Genomic DNA, 21156 nt, shown 5'->3' on the forward strand with positions numbered 1-21156 from the left:
CGGCCGCTCGCGGCCGTGGTGACAACCGATTCTGAGAGGTGTTTTGCAATGGCGCACTCGGCAGTTGGGCACGACGATCACCATCACCACCAGAGCTTCTTCGAGCGTTGGTTCTTCTCGACCAACCACAAGGACATCGGCACGCTGTACCTCGGTTTCAGCTTCATCATGTTCATCATCGGTGCGGCGATGAGCGTGGTGATCCGCGCCGAGCTGGCGCAGCCGGGCCTGCAGTTCGTCAAGCCCGAGTTCTTCAACCAGATGACCACCGTGCATGCGCTGGTGATGATCTTCGGTGGCGTGATGCCGGCCTTCGTGGGCCTGGCCAACTGGATGATCCCGCTGCAGATCGGCGCGCCGGACATGGCGCTGCCGCGCATGAACAACTGGTCGTTCTGGCTGCTGCCGGTGGCCTTCAGCCTGCTGCTGCTGACCCTGTTCCTGCCCGGTGGTGCACCGGCCGGTGGCTGGACGCTGTACCCGCCGCTGTCGCTGCAGGGTGGCTACAACGTCGCCTTCAGCGTGTTCGCCATCCACGTGGCCGGCATCAGTTCGATCATGGGCGCGATCAATATCATCGCCACCGTGCTCAACATGCGTGCGCCGGGCATCGACCTGCTGAAAATGCCGATCTTCTGCTGGGCCTGGCTGATCACCGCCTTCCTGCTGATTGCGGTGATGCCGGTGCTGGCCGGTGCGGTGACCATGCTGCTGACCGACAAGTTCTTCGGCACCAGCTTCTTCAATGCCGCCGGTGGCGGTGACCCGGTGATGTACCAGCACATCTTCTGGTTCTTCGGGCACCCCGAGGTCTACATCATGATCCTGCCCGCCTTCGGCGTGGTCAGCGAGATCATCCCGACCTTCAGCCGCAAGCCGCTGTTCGGCTACCAGGCGATGGTGTACGCCACCGCCGCGATCGCGTTCCTGTCGTTCATCGTCTGGGCCCACCACATGTTCACCGTGGGCATGCCGCTGGGTGGCGAGATCTACTTCATGTTCGCCACCATGCTGATCTCGATCCCGACCGGCGTGAAGGTGTTCAACTGGGTCAGCACCATGTGGCGCGGCTCGCTGACGTTCGAGGCGCCGATGCTGTGGTCGGTGGCCTTCGTCATCCTGTTCACCATCGGTGGCTTCTCCGGCCTGATGCTGGCGATCGTGGCGGCCGACTTCCAGTACCACGACACCTACTTCGTGGTCGCCCACTTCCACTACGTGCTGGTGACCGGCGCGGTGTTCGCGCTGATTGCCGCGGTGTACTACTGGTGGCCGAAGTGGACCGGGCGCATGTACAGCGAGAAGTGGGCCAAGGTGCACTTCTGGTGGTCGATCGTGTTCGTCAACCTGCTGTTCTTCCCGCAGCACTTCCTCGGCCTGGCCGGCATGCCGCGCCGCATTCCGGATTACAGCGTGGCCTTCGCCGACTGGAACCTGATCAGCTCGATCGGTGCGTTCGGCATGTTCGTCACGCCGTTCATGATGGCCGCGATCCTGCTGTCCTCGCTGCGCAATGGCGAGAAGGCCGAGGCGCGTTCCTGGGAAGGCGCACGTGGGCTGGAGTGGACGCTGCCATCGCCGGCACCGGCGCACACCTTCACCACGCCGCCGACCATCCGTCCGGGGGATCTGGCGCATGACGACATCACGCACTGAGGTGGGGCATGCATAACGAGAGCCCGCTGCAGATCTGTAGAGTCGAGCCATGCTCGGCTGACGAAAAGCAGCCGAGCATGGCTCGGCTCTACAACAGCCCGGGCGACGCCCCGGAAAACGGCATCGAACAGCAACGCCGGCGCGCCAGGCGCACGGCAATGTGGGTCGGCGCCATCGCTGTGCTGGTCTACGTCGGTTTCATCCTCAGTGGGGTGATCGGCCGATGAGCGACGCACCGGCCACCGCGACCTCACGCAGTGCCGGGCTGCCGCGCCTGATCGGCGTGGCGGTGGCGGTGTTCCTGCTGACGTTCTCGCTGGTGCCGCTGTATCGCATCGCCTGCGAGAAGGTGTTCGGCGTGCGACTGGAGCGCGGCCCCGGCAGCGAAGCCAGTGCCGGTGCCGCGTCCGGCAAGCGCACCGTACGGGTGGAGTTCGATGGCGGCGTCAACTCGCGCCTGCCCTGGTCGTTCCACCCCGAGCAGCTGACCATGGACGTGGTGCCCGGCGAGCTCAACGAAGCGTTGTACTTCGCCCGCAACGACAGCCAGCAGGCGGTGGTGGGCAGTGCGGTGCCTTCGGTGGCACCGGCGCGCGCGTCGGGTTTCTTCAGCAAGACCGAATGCTTCTGTTTCACCGCGCAGACGCTGCAGGCCGGCGAGAAGCGCGACATGCCGGTGCGCTTCATCGTCGATCCGGACCTGCCGCCGGAGATCAGGACGATCACCTTGTCCTACACCTTCTACCGCAACGACGCGCTGTCCGATCGGCTGGCTCCGGCCGCCACCTCGGAAGGCGCGCACGCCGCACCCTGACCCGGATACCGACATGGCCCAGACACCGACCGACGCCAACGTGTACTTCGTCCCGGCCCAGAGCAAATGGCCGTTCGTGGGTTCCATCGCGATGATGGTGACCATGGTGGGCGTGGCCAGCTGGCTCAACGATGCCAGCTGGGGACGCTGGACGTTCTACATCGGCATCGCGATGCTGGTGCTGACCCTGTTCTGGTGGTTCAGCGACGTGGTGCGCGAGTCGCAGGCCGGCAACTACAACCACCAGGTCGATGGTTCGTTCCGGATGGGGATGATCTGGTTCATCTTCTCCGAGGTGATGTTCTTCGGCGCCTTCTTCGGCGCGCTGTTCTACACCCGCAACCTGGGCCTGTCGTGGCTCAGCGGCGAAGGCCGCGGGGTGATGACCAACGAACTGCTCTGGCAGGGCTATTCGGCAGGATGGCCGACCAATGGCCCGGCGGCGATCGGCGGTGCGTTCCAGACCATCCCGGCCTGGGGCCTGCCGCTGATCAACACGCTGATCCTGCTCACCTCCGGCGTGACCCTGACCATCGCCCACCATGCACTGAAGGCCGGCAACCGCCGCCAGCTGCTGATCTGGCTGGGCCTGACCGTGGTGCTCGGCCTCGGCTTCCTGACCCTGCAGGCGGAGGAGTACATCCACGCCTACAAGGAACTGAACCTGACGCTCGGCTCGGGTATCTATGGTTCGACGTTCTTCATGCTGACCGGCTTCCACGGCGCGCACGTGCTGCTGGGCACGATCATGCTGATCGTGATGTGGCTGCGTTCGGCCAAGGGACACTTCACCCGCGACAACCATTTCGGTTTCGAAGCCGCCGCATGGTACTGGCACTTCGTCGACGTGGTGTGGCTGATGCTCTTCATGTTCGTCTACGTGCTTTGACCGCGCACGCATCGGTGGCCTCAGCCGCCGATGCCGTGCGGCTTGATCCAGCCCATGTAGATGCTCACGATCACCAGTACGATCAAGGCCACCGACACCCCGATGCGGCGTGTCAGTGCGTTGACCGTGCGCTTGGTCTGGCCGCGGTCGACCAGCAGGTAATACAGGCCGGCGCCCAGATTCCAGACGATGACGATCAGAAACGCGATTACCAGCAGGGTCTTCAGCGAATCACTCATGTGCGGCTCGAGGGCAGGGTGGATGTGCCTATCTGACCGCGTTTGCGCGGACTTGTCATGATGCGCCAGCACACGCGCGTGCTCGGATGGCTGCTGGCCGTGCTGGCAATGGCCGGTTTCACCGCATTGGGGCTGTGGCAGCTGCAGCGCATGCATGCCAAACAGGCAATGTTGGATGCACAGGCTCCAGCCGCAGCGCAGGTACTGTCGTTGGCGCAGGCGCTGGCAGCGCCCGGTGCGTTGCATGGCGTGGCCGACCACGGTCGCTTCCTGCCCGGCGTGGTGCTGCTGGATAACCAGACCCGGCACGGCCGTGCCGGCGTGAAGATCTACCGCCCGTTCCGCAGTGACGAGGGCAGTGTGTTGCTGGTCGATCTGGGATGGCGCGCGCTGCCGCCTGATCGCACCCTGCCGGATGTGCCGTCGCCACCTTCGCCGGTGGCCGTACGTGGGTTGCTGGCGCCGCCGCCGTCAGCGGGACTGGCACTGGGCCCGGCGTTCTCCACCACCGATGAAGCGGGCCGCTGGCTGGCCAGCCGGTTGCCGGCCGAAGGCCTGGCCCGCGCGCTGGGGGTGCAGTCACTTCCCGATCGTGTACTGCGCCTGGACCCGGCGCTGCCCTTCGGCGACGAACGTGATCTGGACCTGTTGCCGAACACGCTGCCACCGCAGCGTCACCTGGGCTACGCCGTGCAGTGGTTCGGCCTGGCCCTGACCGTGCTCGTCGTTGCGCTGGTGTTGGAGTGGCGCAGGAGGCGCGCCGTGGCACGACCGGCATCCCGTACCCAACCATGAGAAAATGCCCCGCATGAACACTGCTACGTCCCCGCAGGCGCGCGGCTCTGGCCGCCGGACCCTGGTACTGCTGTTTGCCGTGTTCTTCGGGGCGATGGCGCTGGCTGCCGTGCTGCGCTTCTCCGGCTGGCAGCCCACCGGGCACCGCAATGCAGGCCAGCTGCTGAAGCCGCCGGTGGACCTGCGCCAGCAGGCGCCGACCCTGGCCAGCGGCCAGCCTTATCCGTGGAATCCCGAGGCCCGTACCTGGCGCCTGCTGGTGGCGCCGGCCGGAGTCTGCGACGCGCAGTGCGTCACTTTGTCGCAGGGACTGGGCAAGGTGTGGCAGCTGTTCGGCCATAACGCCGATAATGTCGAAATCCTGTGGCTGGGAACGCCACCGGCGTCGATCGCCTCGCTGCCCGCGCTGCGGCCGCTGGCACCGTCGCCAGCACTGCGCGCGGCCCTGCCCGGCGTCGACGATCCGGCTGGCCTGCCGGTCTACGTGATCGATCCGAACGGCTTCGTGATCATGCGCCATGCCCCCGGCAGTGACCTGGGTGGCCTGCGCAAGGACATGGCCACGTTGCTGAAACTGAAGTGAGTCCCGTTTGATGAGCCTTTCCGCGCGTCCGGCGCTGCACCGCAATTTCCACCGCCTGGCGTGGTTCGCCATGATCATGACCGCGAGCACGATCATGTTCGGCGCCTTCGTGCGCCTGTCCGATGCCGGCCTGAGCTGCCCGGACTGGCCGACCTGCTATGGACAGGCCACCTGGCCGCAGCACGTGGAAGAGACCATCGGCCATCCGGCGGCGGAGATCCGCCCGCTGGAAACCCACAAGGCCTGGCGTGAGCAGGTGCATCGCTTCCTGGCCGGCGCGCTGGGCATCGAGATCCTGACCCTGGCGCTGCTGGCCACGCGCAAGCGGCGATTCGGAAGCACGGCGGTGGTGACCGCCTGCGTACTGGTGGCCGCCGGCATACCGCTGTACATGATGGGCTGGCACGGCACCGCCAGCGCCTTGGCCCTGATAGGCGAGGCGATCCTGCTGATCGCGGCGCTGCGCTGGAGCAACATCGACCTGGCGCGCGCTGCCCTGCTGACCCTGGCGGTGGTGATCTTCCAGGCCCTGCTGGGCATGTGGACGGTGACCCTGCTGCTGAAACCCATCGTGGTGATGGGCCACCTGCTGGGCGGCATGCTGATGTTCGCGCTGCTGGTGTGGATGGCCTGGCGCGCAACGCACATGCCGATCACCCTGGCCGAAGCACCGAAGCTGAAGTGGATGCTGCGCATCGGTGTGGCGGTGCTGGTCACCCAGATCGCACTGGGGGGCTGGGTCAGTGCCAACTACGCGGCGCTGGCCTGCGGCGGCGGAAGCGCCTCGCTGGACAACTTCCCGCGCTGCGCCAACCAGTGGTGGCCGCAGCACAACTTCGTCGAAGGCTTCACCCTGTGGCGTGGCATCGGCGTGGACTACGAAGGCGGCGTGCTGGATGGCGCTTCGCGTATCGCCATCCAGATGGCGCACCGCCTGTTCGCGGTGGTGGTGGCGGTCTACCTGCTGTGGCTGGGCGTACGCCTGTTCCGCCTGCCGAGCATGCGTGGCTGGGCCAGTGCGCTGATCGCGCTGCTGGTGCTGCAGGTCACCCTCGGCATCCTCAATGTGAAGCTGGCGCTGCCGCTGGAAGTGGCGGTGGCCCACAACGGCGTGGCCGTTGCCCTGTTGTTCGTGCTGGTCAGCCTGCTGGCCCGCCTGCGTGCCCCGGACTGATTCCATGTTTTCCAATTACCGCCAGTACTGGGACCTGACCAAACCCAAGGTCGTCGCCCTCATTGTCTTCACTGCCCTGGTCGGCATGGTCCTGGCCATCCCCGGCGTGCCCAGCTGGGAGCAGGTGCGCGCCGGCGTGCTCGGTTTCCTCGGCATCTGGCTGGCGGCCTCGGCCGCGGCCGCGATCAACCAGCTGCTGGATGCGCACATCGATGCGCAGATGGCGCGCACTTCGTGGCGTCCGCTGGTGGTGGGCAAGGTCAAGCCGTGGCAGGTGCTGGTGTTCGCCGGCCTGCTGATCGTGCTGTCGATGACCATCCTGGTGCTGTGGGTGAACCTGATCACTGCGGTGCTGACCTTCGCCTCGCTGATCGGTTATGCGGTGATCTACACCGTGTACCTCAAGCGCGCGACCTCGCAGAACATCGTCATCGGCGGCCTGGCCGGCGCGATGCCGCCGATGCTGGGCTGGGCCGCGGTGACCGGCATGCAGGGTTCGTCGGACTGGGCGTACTCGTCGCTGCTGGTGCTGATCATCTTCATCTGGACGCCGCCGCACTTCTGGGCACTGGCGATCTTCCGCCGCGAGGACTACGCCAAGGCGGAAATTCCGATGCTGCCGGTGACCCATGGCGTGGTGCACACCCGCAAGCAGATCATGGTGTACTCGGTGGTGCTGGCACTGGTCTGCCTGCTGCCGTACCTGGTGGGCATGAGTGGCGCGTTCTACCTGGGCGGCGCGATCGTGCTCAACGCCGTGTTCCTCTGGTACGCCTGGCGCATGCTGGACCCGCCGGACGAACTGTTCTCGATGAAGATGTTCTATTACTCCATCGTGTACCTGATGGCGCTGTTCGCCTTCCTGCTGGTGGACCACTGGATCCTGCCCTGGTTGTAAAGCGCCACCTGTAGAGCCGAGCCCATGCTCGGCTGAGGGGTGGTTGGAAGAGCAGCCGAGCGTGGGCTCGGCTCTACAGTAGATCCACACCATGCGTGGATGTTCTCCTCGTCGCGTCAGGGCTTGCGCCGCGCATACCGCTGTGCGATCACGCCGCAGACGATCAGCTGGATCTGGTGGTAGATCATCACCGGCAGCACGATGGCACCGAGGCTGCCACCAGCGAACAACACCTTGGCGATCGGCACGCCCGTGGCCAGGCTCTTCTTCGAGCCGCAGAACACGATGGCGATCTCGTCCTCGCGGTTGAAGCGCAGGCGGCGGGCGATGACGGTGATCAGCGGCATGGCGATGCCCAGCAGCACCGCGGCCACGACGGCCACGGCCAGCAGTGACAGCAGCGGCGTCTTGCTCCACAGGCCCTCGGTGACGGCTTCGCCGAAGGCCGAGTACACCACCAGCAGGATGGTGGCCTGGTCGGTGTAGCGCAGCAGTGCACGCTGCTTCTCCACCCAGCCGGCAATCCACGGCCGCAGCAGATGGCCGGCCACGAACGGCACCAGCAACTGCAGCATGATGCCGCCGATCGCATGCAGCGGATCGTGCACGCCGCCGGAGGTGCCGGCCAACGCGGTCAGCAGCAGCGGGGTGAGGAACACGCCGAGGATGCTCGACAGCGAGGCACTGCACACCGCTGCTGGTACGTTGCCATGCGCCATCGAGGTGAACGCGATGGACGACTGCACGGTGGAGGGCAGGGTGCACAGGAACAGCACGCCCAGGTACAGCTCCGGGGTCAGCAGCCAGCCCGACAGTGGCTTGAACATCAGCCCCAGCAGCGGGAACAGGATGAAGGTGCAGGCCAGGATGGTCAGGTGCAGCCGCCAGTGCAGCATGCCGCCGATGATCGACTCGCGCGGCAGGCGCGCGCCATGCAGGAAGAACAGCGCGGCGATGGCGACGGTGGTGACATCGTCGAGGACGATGGCGGCGGCGCCCTTCATCGGCAGCAGGGAGGCCAGGCCGACGGTGCACAGCAGGGCGAGGGTGAAGTTGTCCGGTCGCAGGCGCGACCACCAGCGGGTCATGGTGGGCAGAGTCCTTGGTGCGGTGGAGTCAGGGCGAAATGGATGGCGTGGCCAGGCGCTGGCGGGTGGCGGCTTCCAGCGACTTCAGGCCGGCACGCTGGCCGAGCTGCAGGGCCTGTTCCGGGCTGGCGTGTTCGTAACGTGCATTGACCAAGCCGAGCACGGCACCGGCACGGTTGCCGGACGCGCAGTGCAGCAGCACCGGTCCCTGGCTTTGCCGCAGGGCCTGATGCACGGCGCGCACATTGGCCGCATCCAACCCCTCGGCACCGGCCACCGGAATGCGCACATAGCGCAGGCCCAGCGATTCGGCCACGTGGGTTTCATCGAAACCGCGGTCTTCGTCGGGCTGGCGCAGGTCGATCACCGTGCGCACACCCTGTGCAGCCAGTTCGCGCAGTTGTGCGGCACTGGGCTGGCCGCCGGCATACAGGCCGGGGCGGACTTCATTGAGCGGGGTATCCGCGGCCAGAACGGCCAGCGGCAGGCAGAGCGACAACAACAGCAGGCAGGTCAGGCGCAGCAGCATGGTCCTCTCCGTGAAAGCGTCTGCCCCTCTACAGGCGCAGCCCGGCGCGGGCCTTCAGCAGCTCGCGCAGTTCGTATTTGTCAGTATCGTCCAGACCCTGCTGGCGCTGTTTTGCCAACAACTCCTCCAGACGTTGCACCAGCAGCTGTTTTTCCAGCTGGGCCACCGCGTCATGCAGTTCCTGGGTCCAGCTGGCCTCGGTGCCGGGCAGCGTCTGTGCCGCCAGCGTATGCAACGAGGCCTGTTCCTCGCGGCCGTCGAAGTGTTCCAACAGGGCGCCGGTGCTGATGTCCGGGCGCTGTTCGACCAGCCCCAGCAGCTCCAGCAGCAGCTCCACGCCCGGCAGGCGCAGGCCCTGGAAGTGGTGCTTGCCGCCCAGGGTCAGCGCCAGCGACGGCTGCTGCAGCAGCACGGCGATCGCGCCGCGCACCAGGCTGCGCTTGGCCACCGGCTGGATCGTGCGCGAGGGCTGGCGCTGTGGCATCGGCGCGCGCGTGGCGGCAGCATTGCCACCACCCAGACCGGTCAGCTGGCCCAGCTGCTGCTTCATCAGGTCGCCGAAGGCACCGTCGGGAATCTGCGCCAGCATCGGCCTGGCCCGCTCGGCCAGGCGCGCCTTGCCGTCCAGCGTGCCCAGGTTGATCTCGCGGGTGAGCTCGTCGAAGAAGAACTGGGACAGCGGCGTGGCCTGCTTCAGGCGTTCGTTGAAGGCCTCGGCTCCTTCCTTGCGCACGATGGTGTCCGGGTCCTCGCCATCGGGCAGGAACAGGAAGAAGGCCTGGCGGCCATCCTTCATGCGCGGCAGCACCGACTCCAGCGCCTTCCAGCCGGCGCGGCGGCCGGCGGCGTCGCCGTCGAAGCAGAAGAACACGTCCGGTGCGTTGCGGAACAGCAGCTCGGCATGGTCCGGCGTGGTCGCGGTACCCAGCGTTGCCACCGCCTGGGTGACGCCGAACTGGAACAGCGAGACCACGTCCATGTAGCCCTCGACCACGATCAGCCGCTCGATCTTCTGGTTGGCCTGGCGCACCTGCCACAGGCCGTACAGCTCGCGGCCCTTGTGGAACAGCGCGGTCTCGGGCGAGTTGAGGTACTTGGGGCCGTCGTCCTTCTCGAACACGCGGCCGCCGAAGGCGATCACCCGGCCACGGCGGTCGAAGATCGGGAACATCACCCGGTCGCGGAACTTGTCGTAGACGTGGCCGCGGTCGTTCTTGGAGAACAGGCCGGCGCGGTCGAGCAGCTTCATGCGCCGCTCGTCCTTGCCCAGCGCGTCGCGCAGGCCGCTGTAGCCATCCGGGGCGTAACCGATCTGGAAACGCGCGCGGTTCTCTTCGTCCACGCCACGCCCATCGAGATAGCTGCGTGCCTTGTCGCTGCCTTCCAGGTTGTTCTGGAAGAACTTCGTGGCCGCCTCAAGCGCCGAATACAGCTCGCGGCTGTCGTCCTGCTGCTGGGGGCTGCGCGGGTTCTCGCTGCGCGGCACTTCCATGCCCGCGCGCTTGGCCAGCTCATCCACCGCGTCGAGGAACTCGAGGCGGTCGTAGTTCATCAGGAAGCTGATCGCGGTGCCGTGCGCGCCGCAACCGAAGCAGTGATAGAACTGCTTGGTGGGCGAGACCGTGAACGACGCCGAGCGCTCGTCATGGAACGGGCAGCGCGCTGCATATTCCTTGCCCTGTCGCTTCAACGGCACGCGGCTGCCCACCACCTCGACGATGTCGGAGCGGGCGAGCAGATCGTCGATGAAAGCGTCGGGGATACGGGCCATGGGCAACAGAACGGGGCGCGGCCGCCAGGGCGCGCAGCAGGGGCGGCAGGTTCCCCTAGTTTACTCGCTGGCGACGCCGGGACTGGCCTGTTCGGCCTCGACCCCGGCCTTGGCCAGCTGAGCCCGTGCATGCAGGCGCTCGTCGATCACCGCGGTCATCAGCGCGCCGACGAAGAACACGGCGGTGGCGTAGTAGATCCACACCAGTGCGATCACCAACGCGCCCATCGAGCCGTAGGCGCTGCCCGGGGCCACGGTAGCGATGTAGACGCCAATACCGTAGCGGCCAAGGGTGAACAGCACCGAGGTGATGGCGCCGCCGATGAATGCCTGGCGCCAGGCCACGCGGCGGTCCGGCAGGTAGTGGTAGAGGAAGGCGAAGGCCAGCGTGTAGAGCAGCAGCGAGGTCAGGTAGCCGATCGCCGGCAGCACCGAGGGCAGCTGCGCGAACACCACCTGCAGTGCAGTGGTGGCGGTCATCGAGAGGATCAGCAGGAAGCCCAGTGCCAGCACCACGCCGAACGAGAACACGCGCTTGCGCAGCCAGGCCTTGACGCCTTCCAGGCGCTGGCCGCTGGTATGGAAGATCCGGTTCAGCGCGTTCTGCAGCTGGGCGAACACGGCGGTGGCACCCACGAACAGCAGCAGCGTGCTCCACAGCCCGGCCAGCGAACCGACGCTGGGCTGGCTGTTGGCGTTGTGCAGCACGGTGTCGGCGACGCTGGCCACGCTGCTGCCGGCCACCGAGCCGATCTGGCTGATCAACGTCTGTTGTGCAGGCGGGTACAGCGAGGCAGTCAGCCACAACAGCAGCACCAGCAGCGGTGCCATCGACAGCAGGGCGTAGAAGGAGACCGAAGCGGCCTGGGTCAGCACGTCGATTTCGACGAAGCGCTTGGCGACCGCCATCGGGAAGCTGTCCTGCAGGCGGTCAGCGTAGTGGCGAAGCCGTGCGGGGATGCCGTGGGGACGCGTGTCGGCGGGGGAATGCGATTGCTCGACCATGGGGGTGTTGTAGCAGCCGGGGGTCGAAGGTGCGGTGAAGTGGATGCATCATTGGGGTCAGAGCCCTTTCGCAATGCGAAAGGGATCCGACCCCGGCAATGGCTTATGCCAGCAGCTGCTTGACCAGCTTGGACACCAGGCCCATGTCGGCCTGGCCGGCGAGCTTGGGCTTCAGCGCGCCCATCAGCTTGCCCATGTCGGCCGGGCCGGAAGCACCGGTTTCGGCGATGGCGGCCTGGATGGCGGCCACGATCTCGGCTTCGCCCATCTTCGCTGGCAGGTAGGCTTCGATGACCACGATCTCGGCGCGCTCGATCTCGGCCAGGTCCTCGCGGTTGGCGGCTTCGAACTGGCTGACCGAGTCCTTGCGCTGCTTGACCATCTTGTCGAGCACGGCGATCACGGCGGTGTCGTCCAGTTCGATGCGCTCGTCCACTTCGCGCTGCTTGATGGCGGCGTTGATCAGGCGGATCACGCCCAGCTTGTGCTTCTCGCCCGCCTTCATGGCGGCCTTCATGTCTTCGGTGAGCTGCTGCTTCATGCTCATGAGGAACCTCGTGGTGGTAGGTGGGGCGGGGCGGATGCCCGAACCCGGAAACGCAAAAAGCCGGCGACGCTCGCGCGTGCCGGCTTCGGCTCCATCGCGACAGGCAAGCCCGCCGCAATGAAGATGCGTCCGATCAGTACAGGCGCTGACGCTTGGTAACGTCGCGCGACGAGCGGCGCAGCTGACGCTTCACAGCAGCGGCGGCCTTGCGCTTGCGCTCCTGGGTCGGCTTTTCGTAGAACTCGCGCTTGCGGGTTTCGGCCAGCACACCGGCCTTTTCGCAAGTGCGCTTGAAGCGGCGAAGAGCAAACTCGAAGGGCTCGTTCTCGCGGACTTTGACGCTGGGCATGGAATCTCCGGGACACAGTAGAACCGGGTCACGCCCGGCGAGCCGCACATTATAGCGGCGAATAGACAAACTGCAAGCGGCCAACCCTGAATACGGGCCGGAAGTTCGAAAGCAGTGAGATCTGCACATCCCCCGAGGGGGCGGCAGGGGCGTCATAATAGCAGGCATGCGAGTCCTTGGCATCGAATCTTCCTGTGATGAGACCGGCGTGGCGGTGTATGACACCGACCTGGCCGGCAGCGCGGCCCTGCGCGCCCATGCGGTCTACAGCCAGATCGCCCTGCATGCCGAGTACGGCGGTGTAGTGCCCGAGCTGGCCAGCCGCGACCACGTCCGCAAGCTGCTGCCGCTGGTGCGCCAGACCCTGGCCGAAGCCGGTCTCGGCGTAGGCGACATCGACGGGGTGGCCTACACGGCCGGTCCCGGCCTGGTTGGCGCGCTGCTGGTGGGCGCCGGCGTGGCCCGCTCGCTGGCCTGGGCGCTGGAGGTGCCGGCGGTGGGCGTACACCATATGGAAGGCCACCTGCTGGCCCCGCTGATGGAAGACGACCCGCCGGAAGCGCCGTTCGTGGCACTGCTGGTGTCCGGTGGCCATACCCAGCTGGTGGCGGTGGACGCCATCGGCCAGTACCGGCTGCTGGGCGAGACCCTGGACGATGCGGCCGGCGAGGCCTTCGACAAGACCGCCAAGCTGATGGGCCTGCCGTACCCGGGTGGTCCCCAGCTGGCCAGGCTGGCCGAGCAGGGGACGCCGGGCGCGTACCGCTTCGCGCGGCCGATGACCGACCGCCCGGGGCTGGATTTCAGTTTCTCCGGCCTGAAGACCCAGGTGCTGATGGCCTGGCGCGACAGCGACCAGAGCGAGCAGACCCGCGCCGACATCGCCCGTGGCTTTGAAGATGCCGTGGTCGAGACCCTGTCGATCAAGTGCGAGCGCGCGCTGGAAGCGGCCGGGACCAACGTGATCGTGGTGGCCGGCGGCGTCGGCGCCAACAAGCGCCTGCGCGCGCGCCTGCAGCAGATGGCCGAGCGCCTGGGCGGCCGCGCCTGTTTCCCGCGCCCCGCGCTGTGCACCGACAACGGCGCGATGATCGCCTTCGCTGGCGCGCTGCGCCTGCAGGCCGGCCAGCACAGCCCGCCGAAGGTGGATGTGACCCCGCGCTGGGACATGGCGACCCTGCCGGCGGTCTGATCCGGCAGCGCCGGGCCACGCCGGGCGGACGTATTACCGACGCACTGCCAACGGCGACGCCGCCAACACGGTCGTCGCCCGCTCATGGCGCTGCAGCCAGCCCAGGGTGTGCGGGCAGCGGGCGTGGATCAGCCGCCCGATCGCGGCCAGGTCGGCACCGAGGTCGCGTTCCAGGATGGGTTCGTGGTGCGCGATCCGGTTGCGCAGGTGGCGGATGCGTCCAATGTCTGCGTGGATGGCTTTCCTGATGACACTGGGATGTGCCGAAGGTGCATGACGTAGAACCCCACCAAGTGCGGGTATCCACAGGGTAGAGTCGAAGCGACATGTAAAGAGCTGTTGCCAGAACACCATTGGCAGGTTGGCGACGATCTCAGGTGTATCGGTTACGCGGCTGGCAAGTTGTTCCAGTGCCGTGCGTGGAGAAGTACTGGATGAAGTTGGCAGTCTGCGGCGGAAGGCATCATTCCACGGCCAACGCGGGCCGTGCTGTCGGGTAAGCACAGCTGCAGCGGCGTTGCGAATGACCACCTCGCACAGATGGACCGGCATCATCAGCGCACCGCACATCCGCATGTTCCAGAGATACAGGGAATCGGCAGTGACGTCAGGGCTGCAGGTCGATGCAATTCTCTCGTAAGTCGACAGGCGCTCCGCTGACAACGCGCGCCGCAGTACATCGTATGGAGCCATCGTCATGTGCGGTGGTGAAGGAGGGCTCAATGTTCGCGAGAGTGGGCGGCGACCACCATCAGGGAACGTAGTTGTCCGCGCGGCTGATTTCCTGCGTTTCGCCTCGGGCGAATACCTGACCTGCCCTGTCGGAATTGGCCTTGACCGGCGATCTAGTCCTTGCCTAATCTGCGTGCCTGCGCCACCGGGACTCGCGGCTGGATTCCAGCTCCCCCTGGGGACAAACGGTAGTACCAAAGGGCCCTGCTAGCGGGGCCCTTTGTCTTTTCCGGGCCCGCCCCGTGCCGGCCACCCATCGCCCGTTCCGGGCAGGGTCACCGCCGTGCCGTTACCATGGCCCCCTGTATTCGGGCGGGTAAGCGCAATGGACAAGGTTTTCATCGAGGGGCTGACGATCGACGCCCTGATCGGTATCTACGATTGGGAGCGACGGATCCGCCAGGACCTGGTGTTCGACCTGGAAATGGGCTTCGACAACCGTCGCCCTGCGGCTACCGATGACATCGCCCACACCCTGAACTACAAGGCGGTGAGCAAGCGCCTGGAGCAGTTCGTGCGCGAGTCGGAATTCGGCCTGGTCGAGACCCTGGCCGAGCGCTGCGCGCAGATCGTACTGGACGAATTCGACGTGAAGTGGCTGCGCCTGAAGCTGAGCAAGCCGGGCGCGGTGCGCGGTGCGCGCGCGGTGGGCGTGATCATCGAGCGCACGCGGGACTGACCCGGTCATGCCGGCCGCTGGCCGGAAACCTCAACAGCAATGAAGAAAGGAGACAACTGATGGTGGACGCGGTGGTGGCGGTACAGTGGCTGGAAAAGCTGCAGAACACACTGGAACCCTATCCCGGCGCCTACCTGGCGTTGATGATCTCGGCGCTGCTGATCGCAGCTGGCCTGGCCAACTGGGTGACCAAGCGCATCCTGGTGCGTGGCCTGCGGCGCCTGCTCAGCCGCCTGCCGGGCGCTGACACCGGCCGTGGCAGCCACCTGATGCGGGTGATCTCGCGGCTGTCCAATGTGGTGCCCAGCCAGGTGATCGCTTCCGGCATCCGCATCGTGCCGGACCTGCCGCCAGGGCTGGTGGGCTTCATCATCGGCGCCTGCCAGGCGTGGGCGATCCTGACCGTGGTGCTGGCCATCTCGCATGCGCTCGATGCGGCCAACGATCTCTACGAACGTCGCCCCGAAGCACGCAACAAGCCGATCAAGGGCTACCTGCAGGTAGCCAAGATCGTCATCTTCGTGATCGCCGGCCTGTCGATCGTTGCCACCCTGGCCGGCGTCGACCTGCGCTATCTGGTCACCGGCCTTGGCGCGGCCACCGCAGTGCTGATGCTGATCTTCCAGGACACCATCCTGTCGCTGGTGGCCAGCGTGCAGATCAGCGGCGATGGCCGCGTGCGCATTGGCGACTGGATCGAGATGCCCAGCCAGAACGCCGACGGTGATGTGATCGACATCGCGCTGCATACCGTCACCGTGCAGAACTTCGACAAGACCATCACCACCATCCCGACCAAGAAGCTGGTGACCGAGTCGTTCAAGAACTGGCGCGGCATGCAGGAGGCCGGTGGCCGCCGGATCAAGCGCGCGCTGTACCTGGACCAGCACAGTGTCGGCTTCCTGGACGAGGGCGACCTGGCCTTCCTCGGCCAGTTCGCGCTGCTGCGCGACTACCTGCAGGAAAAGGAACAGGAACTGGGGCAGTGGAACGGGCGCCTGCGCGAACAGGGCGTGGCCGAGGTCAACAGCCGCCGGGTGACCAACCTGGGCACCTTCCGCGCTTACGTTGAGCGCTACCTGCGCAGCCATCCGGGTATCCATACCGACATGACCCTGCTGGTACGGCAGTTGCAGCCGACCACCGAAGGCCTGCCGCTGGAGCTCTACTGCTTCACCCGCAGCACCGCCTGGGGCGAGTACGAGGCGGTGCAGTCGGACATCTTCGACCACCTGCTGGCGATCCTGCCGGCCTTCGGCCTGCGCGTGTTCCAGGCCTCCAGCGACGCCATGTTGATGGCCGGGCAGCGCCAGCTGGCCGGCTCGGAGTAAGCTGCGATGCCTCCGGCCGGACCGTACGGATTCGGCTGGAGCCTGAAACTGAATGACAAAACCTCTCGCCAAATGGCTCGGGATCGCTAGAATGCCGGGCTTGTAAACGTTTTCATCAAGGACTGCTGGTGGCCTCCGATCGCATCGAATCCCTCATTGCCCAGATGACCGTCGAGGAAAAGGTCGGCCAGCTGGGTGTCTTCGCGGACATGGTCCGCCCGTTCGCCCCGGACGTGAACCCGGAAGCCAACGTGCGCAATGCCGACCAGGTGCTGCAGCAGGTGCGCGAGGGCAAGGTCGGGTCCCTGTTCAATGGTGTCGGCGCCGAACTGGGCCGCCGCATCCAGCAGGTCGCCACCGAGGAGAGCCGCCTGGGCATCCCGGTGATCCTGGCGGCCGACGTCATCCACGGCATGCGAACCGTGTTCCCGATCCCGCTGGGCGAGGCCGCCAGCTTCGAACCGGAGCTGGCCGAGCGCACCGCGCGCGCCACCGCCATCGAGGCCACCGCCGCCGGCCTGCACTGGACCTACGCACCGGCCGTGGATATCGCCCGCGACCAGCGCTGGGGCCGTGGCGCCGAAGGTGCTGGTGAGGACGTGGTGCTGGGCTGTGCCTTCGCCGCCGCCCGCGTGCGCGGCTTCCAGGGTAGCGACCTGCGCGCCGCCGATTCGCTGCTGGCCACGCCGAAGCACTTCGCCGCCTATGGCGCGGTGATGGCTGGCATGGAATACAACATGGTGGACATCTCGCCGCAGACCCTGCGCGACGTGCACCTGCCGCCGTTCAAGGCCGCCTTCGACGCCGGCGCGATCACCGTGATGTCCTCGTTCAACGACATCAACGGCGTGCCGGCCAGCGCCAACGCCGAACTGCTGACCGACATCCTGCGCGGCGAATGGAAGTTCCCGGGCGTGGTGATCTCCGATTACACCGCCGACATGGAACTGGTGGCGCACGGCTATGCCGCCGACGACCGCGATGCCACCGCAAAGGCGTTCACCGCAGGCCTGGACCTGAGCATGCAGAGCGGTTTCTACGCCGAGCACCTGCCGGGCCTGGTCGAGAGCGGCGAAGTGCCGATGGCGGTGCTGGATGAAGGCGTGCGCCGCATCCTGTGGCTGAAGGAAACCATCGGCCTGTTCGACGACCCGTACCGTTCGCTGGACCCGGCGCGCGAAGCCGACACATCGCACATTGCCGCGCATGACGAATTGTCGCGCGATGCCGCACGCCGTTCGATCGTGCTGCTGAACAACCGCGACAACGTGCTGCCGCTGCAGAAGACCGGGCAGAAGATCGCGCTGATCGGCCCGTTCGTGCAGGACCGCGAGAACATCGAAGGCTGCTGGACGCTGTTCGGTGACAAGCAGCGTTATGTCGACCTGGAAACTGGCGTGCGTGCCGCCATCGGCGACGAAGCGCTGCTGGAGATCGTGCCGGGCTGCGAACTGGAAACCGCGATTCCAGGTGGCACCGAAGCGGCCGTGGCCTCCGCGCTGCGCGCCGACGTGGTGGTGCTGGCGCTGGGCGAACCGCAGCGTTACAGCGGTGAGGCGCAGTCGCGCGTGGAGATCACCCTGCCGCCGGCGCAGCAGGCGCTGGCTGAGGCCGTGGCGATGACCGGCAAGCCGCTGGTGGTGCTGCTGCGCAACGGTCGCGCGCTGGCACTGCAGGGTGCGGTGCGCAATGCACAGGCGGTGGCGGTGACCTGGTACCTGGGCACGCAGACCGGCCATGCCGTGGCCGATGTGCTGTTCGGCGACTACAGCCCGTCCGGTCGCCTGCCGGTCAGCTTCCCGCAGGTATCCGGCCAGCAGCCGTACTTCTACAACCACCCGCGCACCGGCCGCCCGGAACTGCCGACCATGTCGGAGTTCAAGGCACGCTGGCGCGAGATCCCGAACGAGCCGCTGTACCCGTTCGGCCATGGTATCGGCTACACCAGCTTCGCCTACGGCGTGCCGCAGCTGAGCACGGCCCAGCTCGGCTGGGACGACACTCTGACCATCACCACCACGCTGACCAACACCGGCGATGTGGTTGGCGAGGAAGTGGTGCAGTTGTACATCCACGATCGCGTGGCCAGCCGCGTGCGTCCGGTGCGTGAGCTGAAGGACTTCCGCAAGGTGGCGCTGCAGCCGGGCGAATCGGCCGAAGTGGTGTTCACCCTGACCCGCGAGCAGCTGGCCTTCACCGGCCGCGACGGCGTGCTGCGCGCCGAGCCGGGTGTGTTCGACGTGTGGGTCTGCGCCTCGTCGGCGGCCGGTGAAGCGGTGCAGTTCGAGCTGCTCAAGGCCTGACCGAAAAAAGGGGACGGAGGGGATTAAGTCGTTTGTGCCACAAACGACTTAATCCCCTCCGTCCCCTTTTTGTTGCCGTCACTGCGGCGGCGCTACCATCGGACTCCCTGTTTCGATGGAGTGCGCGCATGCGCCGGATGGCCTATCTGATTCCCGCCCTGCTACTGGCGGCCTGTTCGCAGCCTGCGCCGCCGGCCAAGCCTGCAGCGGATGCGCCGCCGCCGATGGAGGCCAGCGCCCCGGCAGCGCCTGCGGCACCCCCCGCTGAGCCCACCGCCGCCGCACCGGCCGCGTCCGAAGCGGATGCGCCCGCGGAAGACGCACGCGCGCGCATCGAGTCGTTGCTTGGCGATGCGGCGCAGTACGAAAAGGTGTTCAACGCGTTCAAGACCGCCGTGGTCGGTGGTGATCGTGCTGCCGTGGTGGAGGAAGTGCGCTTCCCGCTGAACATCGCGGATGGAAAGAAGATCACCGGCCCGGGCGAGTTCCAGCGCAACTACGAGAAGATCATCACACCGGCGGTGGTCAAGGCGGTGTCCGAACAGGACTTCGGCAAGGTCTTCGTCAACCAGCAGGGCGTGATGATCGGCGATGGACAGGTGTGGTTGAGCGGGCAGTGCCTGGACCAGGCCTGCACGAAGACCGAGGTGAAGGTCATCACCATCCAGTAAACGGAAACGGCCCCGCATGCGGGGCCGTTCCGGGAAAAAGGTGCCGATCAGGCCTTCGGCGTCAGCTTCAACAGGCGCGCCTTGCTGCCGTCTTCCAGCAACCACAGCGCGCCATCCGGGCCCTGTTCCACTTCGCGGATGCGCTCGCCCATGTTGAAGCGCTCGGCTTCGCGCGCGCTGTCGCCATCAAAGGTCACACGCACCAGAGAGGTCGACGACAGGCCGCCGATGAAGCCGCTGCCCTTCCACTGCGGGAATAGCTTGCCGCTGTAGATCACGAAGCCGGCCGGCGAGATCACCGGCGTCCAGGTCACCTTCGGGGCGGCGAATTCCGGGCGGGTGTCGTGGTCGGGAATCGGTCGGCCGTCGTAGTGGTCGCCGTTGGAGACGATCGGGTAGCCGTAGTTGGCGCCGCGCACGATCAGGTTCAGTTCGTCGCCGCCGGCCGGGCCCATTTCATGCGCCCACAGCTTGCCGTTGGCATCGAAGGCCATGCCGAGGATGTTGCGGTGGCCCAGCGACCAGACCTGCGCGGCCACGCCGCCCTGCGAGGCGAACGGATTGTCGGCGGGCAGGCTGCCATCGTCGTTGAGGCGGACGATCTTGCCGAGGTTGCTGCCCATGTCCTGCGCCGGATCGAACTTCTGCCGCTCGCTGGAGCTGATCCACAGCTTGCCGTCCGGGCCGAAGGCGAGGCGGTGGCCGTAGTGGCCCTCACCGCTGACCTTGGGAGTCTGCCGCCAGATCACCTTCAGGTCCTTCAGCTGCCCAGCCCCGTTCGCATCCAGCGCCAGCGTGGCGCGGGCCACGGCCGCACCGCGGGTATCCAGCGTGCCTTCCTCGGCATAGCTGAGGTAAACGACGTGATTCCGGGCAAAGTCGGGGTGCAGGATGATGTCGCCGAAGCCACCCTGGCCACCGTAGGCGACCTTCGGAACGCCGGTGATCTCATGCTTCTGGCCGCTGGCCAGATCCAGGTGCTGCAGCTTGCCGCGCTTCTCGGTGACCAGCAGGCTGCCGTCAGGCAGGAAGGTCATCGCCCACGGCTGGTCAAAACGGCTGACTTCGGTGGCGGTGAACGGACGCTGGTCGGCGGCGGAGACGGCTGCGGGCGCGCTGGTCTGGGCGCCGTTGGCGCCAGGGTCGGCGGCATTGCAGGCAGAGGTGGCGAGGATCGGCACCAGGCCGAGGGCGAGCAGCAGGGGTGTGCGGGTCATGGGTATCTCCAGGGCGGGGATGCGGATGGCCGGGCTGTCCCTTGTATACCACTGGAGGCGTGACCGTCGTGGCCCGAAGGTCCTGCGCCCCCCTGTGCGACGGCGGCGGGATCGTCTAGGGTGGGCACGCCCGGGCAACGCGTGCCCGACTGCCTGCCAAGGATCTGCAATGAACACTGCCATGCCCCACAAGCCGTCCACCGCCTTCATCGCCGCCTCGTGGGTGGCCCTGCTGCTGGGCGCGGCGGCCTACCTGATCGGCCTGTTCAACGCCGCCACGATGGCGCTCAATGAAAAAGGCTACTACCTGACCCTGCTGCTGTTCGGCCTGTTCGCGGCGGTGTCGCTGCAGAAGAGTGTGCGTGACCGCGTTGAGGGTATTCCGGTGAGTGCCCTGTATTACGCGCTGTGCTGGTTCGCGCTGCTCTCGGCGCTGATGCTGCTGCTGGTCGGCCTGTGGAATGCCACCCTGGCATCGAGCGAGAAGGGCTTCTATGGCATGGCCTACGCGCTGTCGCTGTTCGGTGCGGTGGCGGTGCAGAAGAACACCCGCGACCTGATCGCCGCCGGTGGCGGTGAGAGCAAGCACAGCGCAGGCGTGCCGCCGCTGCCGGAACAGGAGTGATCGATCCGGTGTAGAGCCGAGCCATGCTCGGCTCAGTCGAGCATGGCTTGTATGTTCCTCCCGGCTCCT

23 protein-coding genes are annotated in these 21156 nt (G+C 66.5%); 14 read left to right on the forward strand and 9 right to left on the reverse strand.

Annotated features, from left to right (window positions below):
• Positions 1-48: 48 nt before the first annotated feature.
• The 4 genes from ctaD to G5A07_RS18305 are packed head-to-tail and all read left to right on the forward strand — an operon-like array spanning position 49 to position 3359.
• The gene (ctaD, locus tag G5A07_RS18290) at positions 49-1656 is read left to right on the forward strand and encodes a cytochrome c oxidase subunit I (RefSeq protein WP_005407790.1); all 1608 of its coding nucleotides are present in this window, start codon (positions 49-51) and stop codon (positions 1654-1656) included.
• 8 nt (positions 1657-1664) lie between these two features.
• The gene (locus G5A07_RS18295) at positions 1665-1883 is read left to right on the forward strand and encodes a hypothetical protein (protein WP_010484236.1); all 219 of its coding nucleotides are present in this window, start codon (positions 1665-1667) and stop codon (positions 1881-1883) included.
• On the forward strand, positions 1880-2470 hold the full coding sequence (locus G5A07_RS18300) for a cytochrome c oxidase assembly protein (RefSeq protein WP_019336368.1): 591 nt from the start codon (positions 1880-1882) through the stop codon (positions 2468-2470). Before G5A07_RS18295 ends, G5A07_RS18300 begins: the two co-directional genes overlap by 4 nt.
• Before the next feature lie 13 nt (positions 2471-2483).
• On the forward strand, positions 2484-3359 hold the full coding sequence (locus tag G5A07_RS18305) for a cytochrome c oxidase subunit 3 (protein ID WP_005412024.1): 876 nt from the start codon (positions 2484-2486) through the stop codon (positions 3357-3359).
• Positions 3360-3379: 20 nt separating this feature from the next.
• On the opposite strand, the gene G5A07_RS18310 is transcribed toward G5A07_RS18305, so the two are convergent.
• Entirely contained in the window at positions 3380-3598 is a 219-nt protein-coding gene (locus G5A07_RS18310; protein WP_010484233.1) for a twin transmembrane helix small protein, read from the reverse strand.
• Between the two features lie 57 nt (positions 3599-3655).
• On the opposite strand from G5A07_RS18310, the gene G5A07_RS18315 reads away from it, so the two are divergent.
• The 4 genes from G5A07_RS18315 to cyoE are packed head-to-tail and all read left to right on the forward strand — an operon-like array spanning position 3656 to position 7048.
• Positions 3656-4393, forward strand: a complete 738-nt coding sequence (locus tag G5A07_RS18315; protein WP_191863756.1) for an SURF1 family protein — start codon at positions 3656-3658, stop codon at positions 4391-4393.
• A gap of 13 nt (positions 4394-4406) precedes the next feature.
• Positions 4407-4976: a hypothetical protein gene (locus tag G5A07_RS18320; RefSeq protein WP_026347289.1), complete on the forward strand. Its 570-nt coding sequence runs from the start codon at positions 4407-4409 to the stop codon at positions 4974-4976.
• Between the two features lie 10 nt (positions 4977-4986).
• Positions 4987-6150 carry a COX15/CtaA family protein gene (locus G5A07_RS18325; protein WP_019336365.1) on the forward strand — a complete coding sequence of 388 codons (1164 nt, stop codon included), beginning with the start codon at positions 4987-4989 and terminating at the stop codon, positions 6148-6150.
• 4 nt (positions 6151-6154) lie between these two features.
• Positions 6155-7048, forward strand: coding sequence for a heme o synthase (gene cyoE, locus G5A07_RS18330; RefSeq protein WP_043400039.1), 894 nt, complete (start codon positions 6155-6157; stop codon positions 7046-7048).
• A gap of 116 nt (positions 7049-7164) precedes the next feature.
• On the opposite strand, the gene G5A07_RS18335 is transcribed toward cyoE, so the two are convergent.
• The 6 genes from G5A07_RS18335 to rpsU all read right to left on the reverse strand — a co-directional run bounded on the left by G5A07_RS18335 (position 7165) and on the right by rpsU (position 12337).
• Entirely contained in the window at positions 7165-8136 is a 972-nt protein-coding gene (locus G5A07_RS18335) for a bile acid:sodium symporter family protein (protein ID WP_057503632.1), read from the reverse strand.
• A gap of 28 nt (positions 8137-8164) precedes the next feature.
• The gene (locus G5A07_RS18340; protein WP_010484227.1) at positions 8165-8665 is read right to left on the reverse strand and encodes a protein tyrosine phosphatase family protein; all 501 of its coding nucleotides are present in this window, start codon (positions 8663-8665) and stop codon (positions 8165-8167) included.
• 28 nt (positions 8666-8693) lie between these two features.
• The gene (dnaG, locus tag G5A07_RS18345) at positions 8694-10436 is read right to left on the reverse strand and encodes a DNA primase (RefSeq protein ID WP_191863757.1); all 1743 of its coding nucleotides are present in this window, start codon (positions 10434-10436) and stop codon (positions 8694-8696) included.
• 60 nt (positions 10437-10496) lie between these two features.
• Positions 10497-11441 (reverse strand): YihY/virulence factor BrkB family protein, encoded by a 945-nt coding sequence (locus G5A07_RS18350; protein WP_049435051.1) that lies wholly within the window; start codon positions 11439-11441, stop codon positions 10497-10499.
• A gap of 103 nt (positions 11442-11544) precedes the next feature.
• Positions 11545-11988 carry a GatB/YqeY domain-containing protein gene (locus G5A07_RS18355; protein WP_049435052.1) on the reverse strand — a complete coding sequence of 148 codons (444 nt, stop codon included), beginning with the start codon at positions 11986-11988 and terminating at the stop codon, positions 11545-11547.
• 133 nt (positions 11989-12121) lie between these two features.
• Positions 12122-12337, reverse strand: a complete 216-nt coding sequence (rpsU, locus tag G5A07_RS18360) for a 30S ribosomal protein S21 (protein ID WP_002808376.1) — start codon at positions 12335-12337, stop codon at positions 12122-12124.
• Between the two features lie 166 nt (positions 12338-12503).
• Here rpsU and tsaD point away from each other — a divergent pair, with 166 nt between their 5' ends.
• Entirely contained in the window at positions 12504-13529 is a 1026-nt protein-coding gene (tsaD, locus tag G5A07_RS18365; RefSeq protein ID WP_049426946.1) for a tRNA (adenosine(37)-N6)-threonylcarbamoyltransferase complex transferase subunit TsaD, read from the forward strand.
• A gap of 33 nt (positions 13530-13562) precedes the next feature.
• Here the strand turns inward: tsaD and G5A07_RS18370 are convergent, their stop codons facing one another.
• Complete coding sequence (locus G5A07_RS18370; protein ID WP_191863758.1) at positions 13563-14228, reverse strand: hypothetical protein; 666 nt, start codon at positions 14226-14228, stop codon at positions 13563-13565.
• Positions 14229-14586: 358 nt separating this feature from the next.
• On the opposite strand from G5A07_RS18370, the gene folB reads away from it, so the two are divergent.
• The 4 genes from folB (at position 14587) to G5A07_RS18390 (ending at position 19245) form a co-directional block, all read left to right on the forward strand.
• Positions 14587-14940 carry a dihydroneopterin aldolase gene (gene folB, locus G5A07_RS18375; RefSeq protein WP_005407807.1) on the forward strand — a complete coding sequence of 118 codons (354 nt, stop codon included), beginning with the start codon at positions 14587-14589 and terminating at the stop codon, positions 14938-14940.
• 59 nt (positions 14941-14999) lie between these two features.
• On the forward strand, positions 15000-16271 hold the full coding sequence (locus G5A07_RS18380) for a mechanosensitive ion channel domain-containing protein (RefSeq protein ID WP_191863759.1): 1272 nt from the start codon (positions 15000-15002) through the stop codon (positions 16269-16271).
• Positions 16272-16399: 128 nt separating this feature from the next.
• Positions 16400-18574 (forward strand): glycoside hydrolase family 3 N-terminal domain-containing protein, encoded by a 2175-nt coding sequence (locus G5A07_RS18385; RefSeq protein WP_191863760.1) that lies wholly within the window; start codon positions 16400-16402, stop codon positions 18572-18574.
• A 128-nt stretch (positions 18575-18702) separates the two neighbouring features.
• Positions 18703-19245, forward strand: coding sequence for a hypothetical protein (locus G5A07_RS18390; RefSeq protein WP_191863761.1), 543 nt, complete (start codon positions 18703-18705; stop codon positions 19243-19245).
• A 47-nt stretch (positions 19246-19292) separates the two neighbouring features.
• On the opposite strand, the gene G5A07_RS18395 is transcribed toward G5A07_RS18390, so the two are convergent.
• Positions 19293-20462, reverse strand: a complete 1170-nt coding sequence (locus G5A07_RS18395; protein ID WP_191863762.1) for a PQQ-dependent sugar dehydrogenase — start codon at positions 20460-20462, stop codon at positions 19293-19295.
• 169 nt (positions 20463-20631) lie between these two features.
• Between G5A07_RS18395 and yiaA the strand changes: the two genes are divergently transcribed.
• Entirely contained in the window at positions 20632-21087 is a 456-nt protein-coding gene (gene yiaA, locus G5A07_RS18400) for an inner membrane protein YiaA (protein WP_191863763.1), read from the forward strand.
• Positions 21088-21156 lie beyond the last annotated feature (69 nt).

It is taken from the genome of Stenotrophomonas sp. AS012628 (genome assembly GCF_010608305.1).
Taxonomy (GTDB): Bacteria; Pseudomonadota; Gammaproteobacteria; order Xanthomonadales; family Xanthomonadaceae; genus Stenotrophomonas; species Stenotrophomonas geniculata.

Excerpts from the sequence above, each read along its gene's own strand:
- ctaD (WP_005407790.1), top strand. The coding sequence starts at position 49 with ATGGCGCACTCGGCAGTTGGGCACGACGATCACCATCACCACCAGAGC.
- G5A07_RS18295 (WP_010484236.1), top strand. The coding sequence starts at position 1,665 with ATGCATAACGAGAGCCCGCTGCAGATCTGTAGAGTCGAGCCATGCTCG.
- G5A07_RS18300 (WP_019336368.1), top strand. The coding sequence starts at position 1,880 with ATGAGCGACGCACCGGCCACCGCGACCTCACGCAGTGCCGGGCTGCCG.
- G5A07_RS18305 (WP_005412024.1), top strand. The coding sequence starts at position 2,484 with ATGGCCCAGACACCGACCGACGCCAACGTGTACTTCGTCCCGGCCCAG.
- G5A07_RS18310 (WP_010484233.1), bottom strand. The coding sequence starts at position 3,598 with ATGAGTGATTCGCTGAAGACCCTGCTGGTAATCGCGTTTCTGATCGTC.
- G5A07_RS18315 (WP_191863756.1), top strand. The coding sequence starts at position 3,656 with ATGATGCGCCAGCACACGCGCGTGCTCGGATGGCTGCTGGCCGTGCTG.
- G5A07_RS18320 (WP_026347289.1), top strand. The coding sequence starts at position 4,407 with ATGAACACTGCTACGTCCCCGCAGGCGCGCGGCTCTGGCCGCCGGACC.
- G5A07_RS18325 (WP_019336365.1), top strand. The coding sequence starts at position 4,987 with ATGAGCCTTTCCGCGCGTCCGGCGCTGCACCGCAATTTCCACCGCCTG.
- cyoE (WP_043400039.1), top strand. The coding sequence starts at position 6,155 with ATGTTTTCCAATTACCGCCAGTACTGGGACCTGACCAAACCCAAGGTC.
- G5A07_RS18335 (WP_057503632.1), bottom strand. The coding sequence starts at position 8,136 with ATGACCCGCTGGTGGTCGCGCCTGCGACCGGACAACTTCACCCTCGCC.
- G5A07_RS18340 (WP_010484227.1), bottom strand. The coding sequence starts at position 8,665 with ATGCTGCTGCGCCTGACCTGCCTGCTGTTGTTGTCGCTCTGCCTGCCG.
- dnaG (WP_191863757.1), bottom strand. The coding sequence starts at position 10,436 with ATGGCCCGTATCCCCGACGCTTTCATCGACGATCTGCTCGCCCGCTCC.
- G5A07_RS18350 (WP_049435051.1), bottom strand. The coding sequence starts at position 11,441 with ATGGTCGAGCAATCGCATTCCCCCGCCGACACGCGTCCCCACGGCATC.
- G5A07_RS18355 (WP_049435052.1), bottom strand. The coding sequence starts at position 11,988 with ATGAGCATGAAGCAGCAGCTCACCGAAGACATGAAGGCCGCCATGAAG.
- rpsU (WP_002808376.1), bottom strand. The coding sequence starts at position 12,337 with ATGCCCAGCGTCAAAGTCCGCGAGAACGAGCCCTTCGAGTTTGCTCTT.
- tsaD (WP_049426946.1), top strand. The coding sequence starts at position 12,504 with ATGCGAGTCCTTGGCATCGAATCTTCCTGTGATGAGACCGGCGTGGCG.
- G5A07_RS18370 (WP_191863758.1), bottom strand. The coding sequence starts at position 14,228 with ATGACGATGGCTCCATACGATGTACTGCGGCGCGCGTTGTCAGCGGAG.
- folB (WP_005407807.1), top strand. The coding sequence starts at position 14,587 with ATGGACAAGGTTTTCATCGAGGGGCTGACGATCGACGCCCTGATCGGT.
- G5A07_RS18380 (WP_191863759.1), top strand. The coding sequence starts at position 15,000 with ATGGTGGACGCGGTGGTGGCGGTACAGTGGCTGGAAAAGCTGCAGAAC.
- G5A07_RS18390 (WP_191863761.1), top strand. The coding sequence starts at position 18,703 with ATGCGCCGGATGGCCTATCTGATTCCCGCCCTGCTACTGGCGGCCTGT.
- G5A07_RS18395 (WP_191863762.1), bottom strand. The coding sequence starts at position 20,462 with ATGACCCGCACACCCCTGCTGCTCGCCCTCGGCCTGGTGCCGATCCTC.
- yiaA (WP_191863763.1), top strand. The coding sequence starts at position 20,632 with ATGAACACTGCCATGCCCCACAAGCCGTCCACCGCCTTCATCGCCGCC.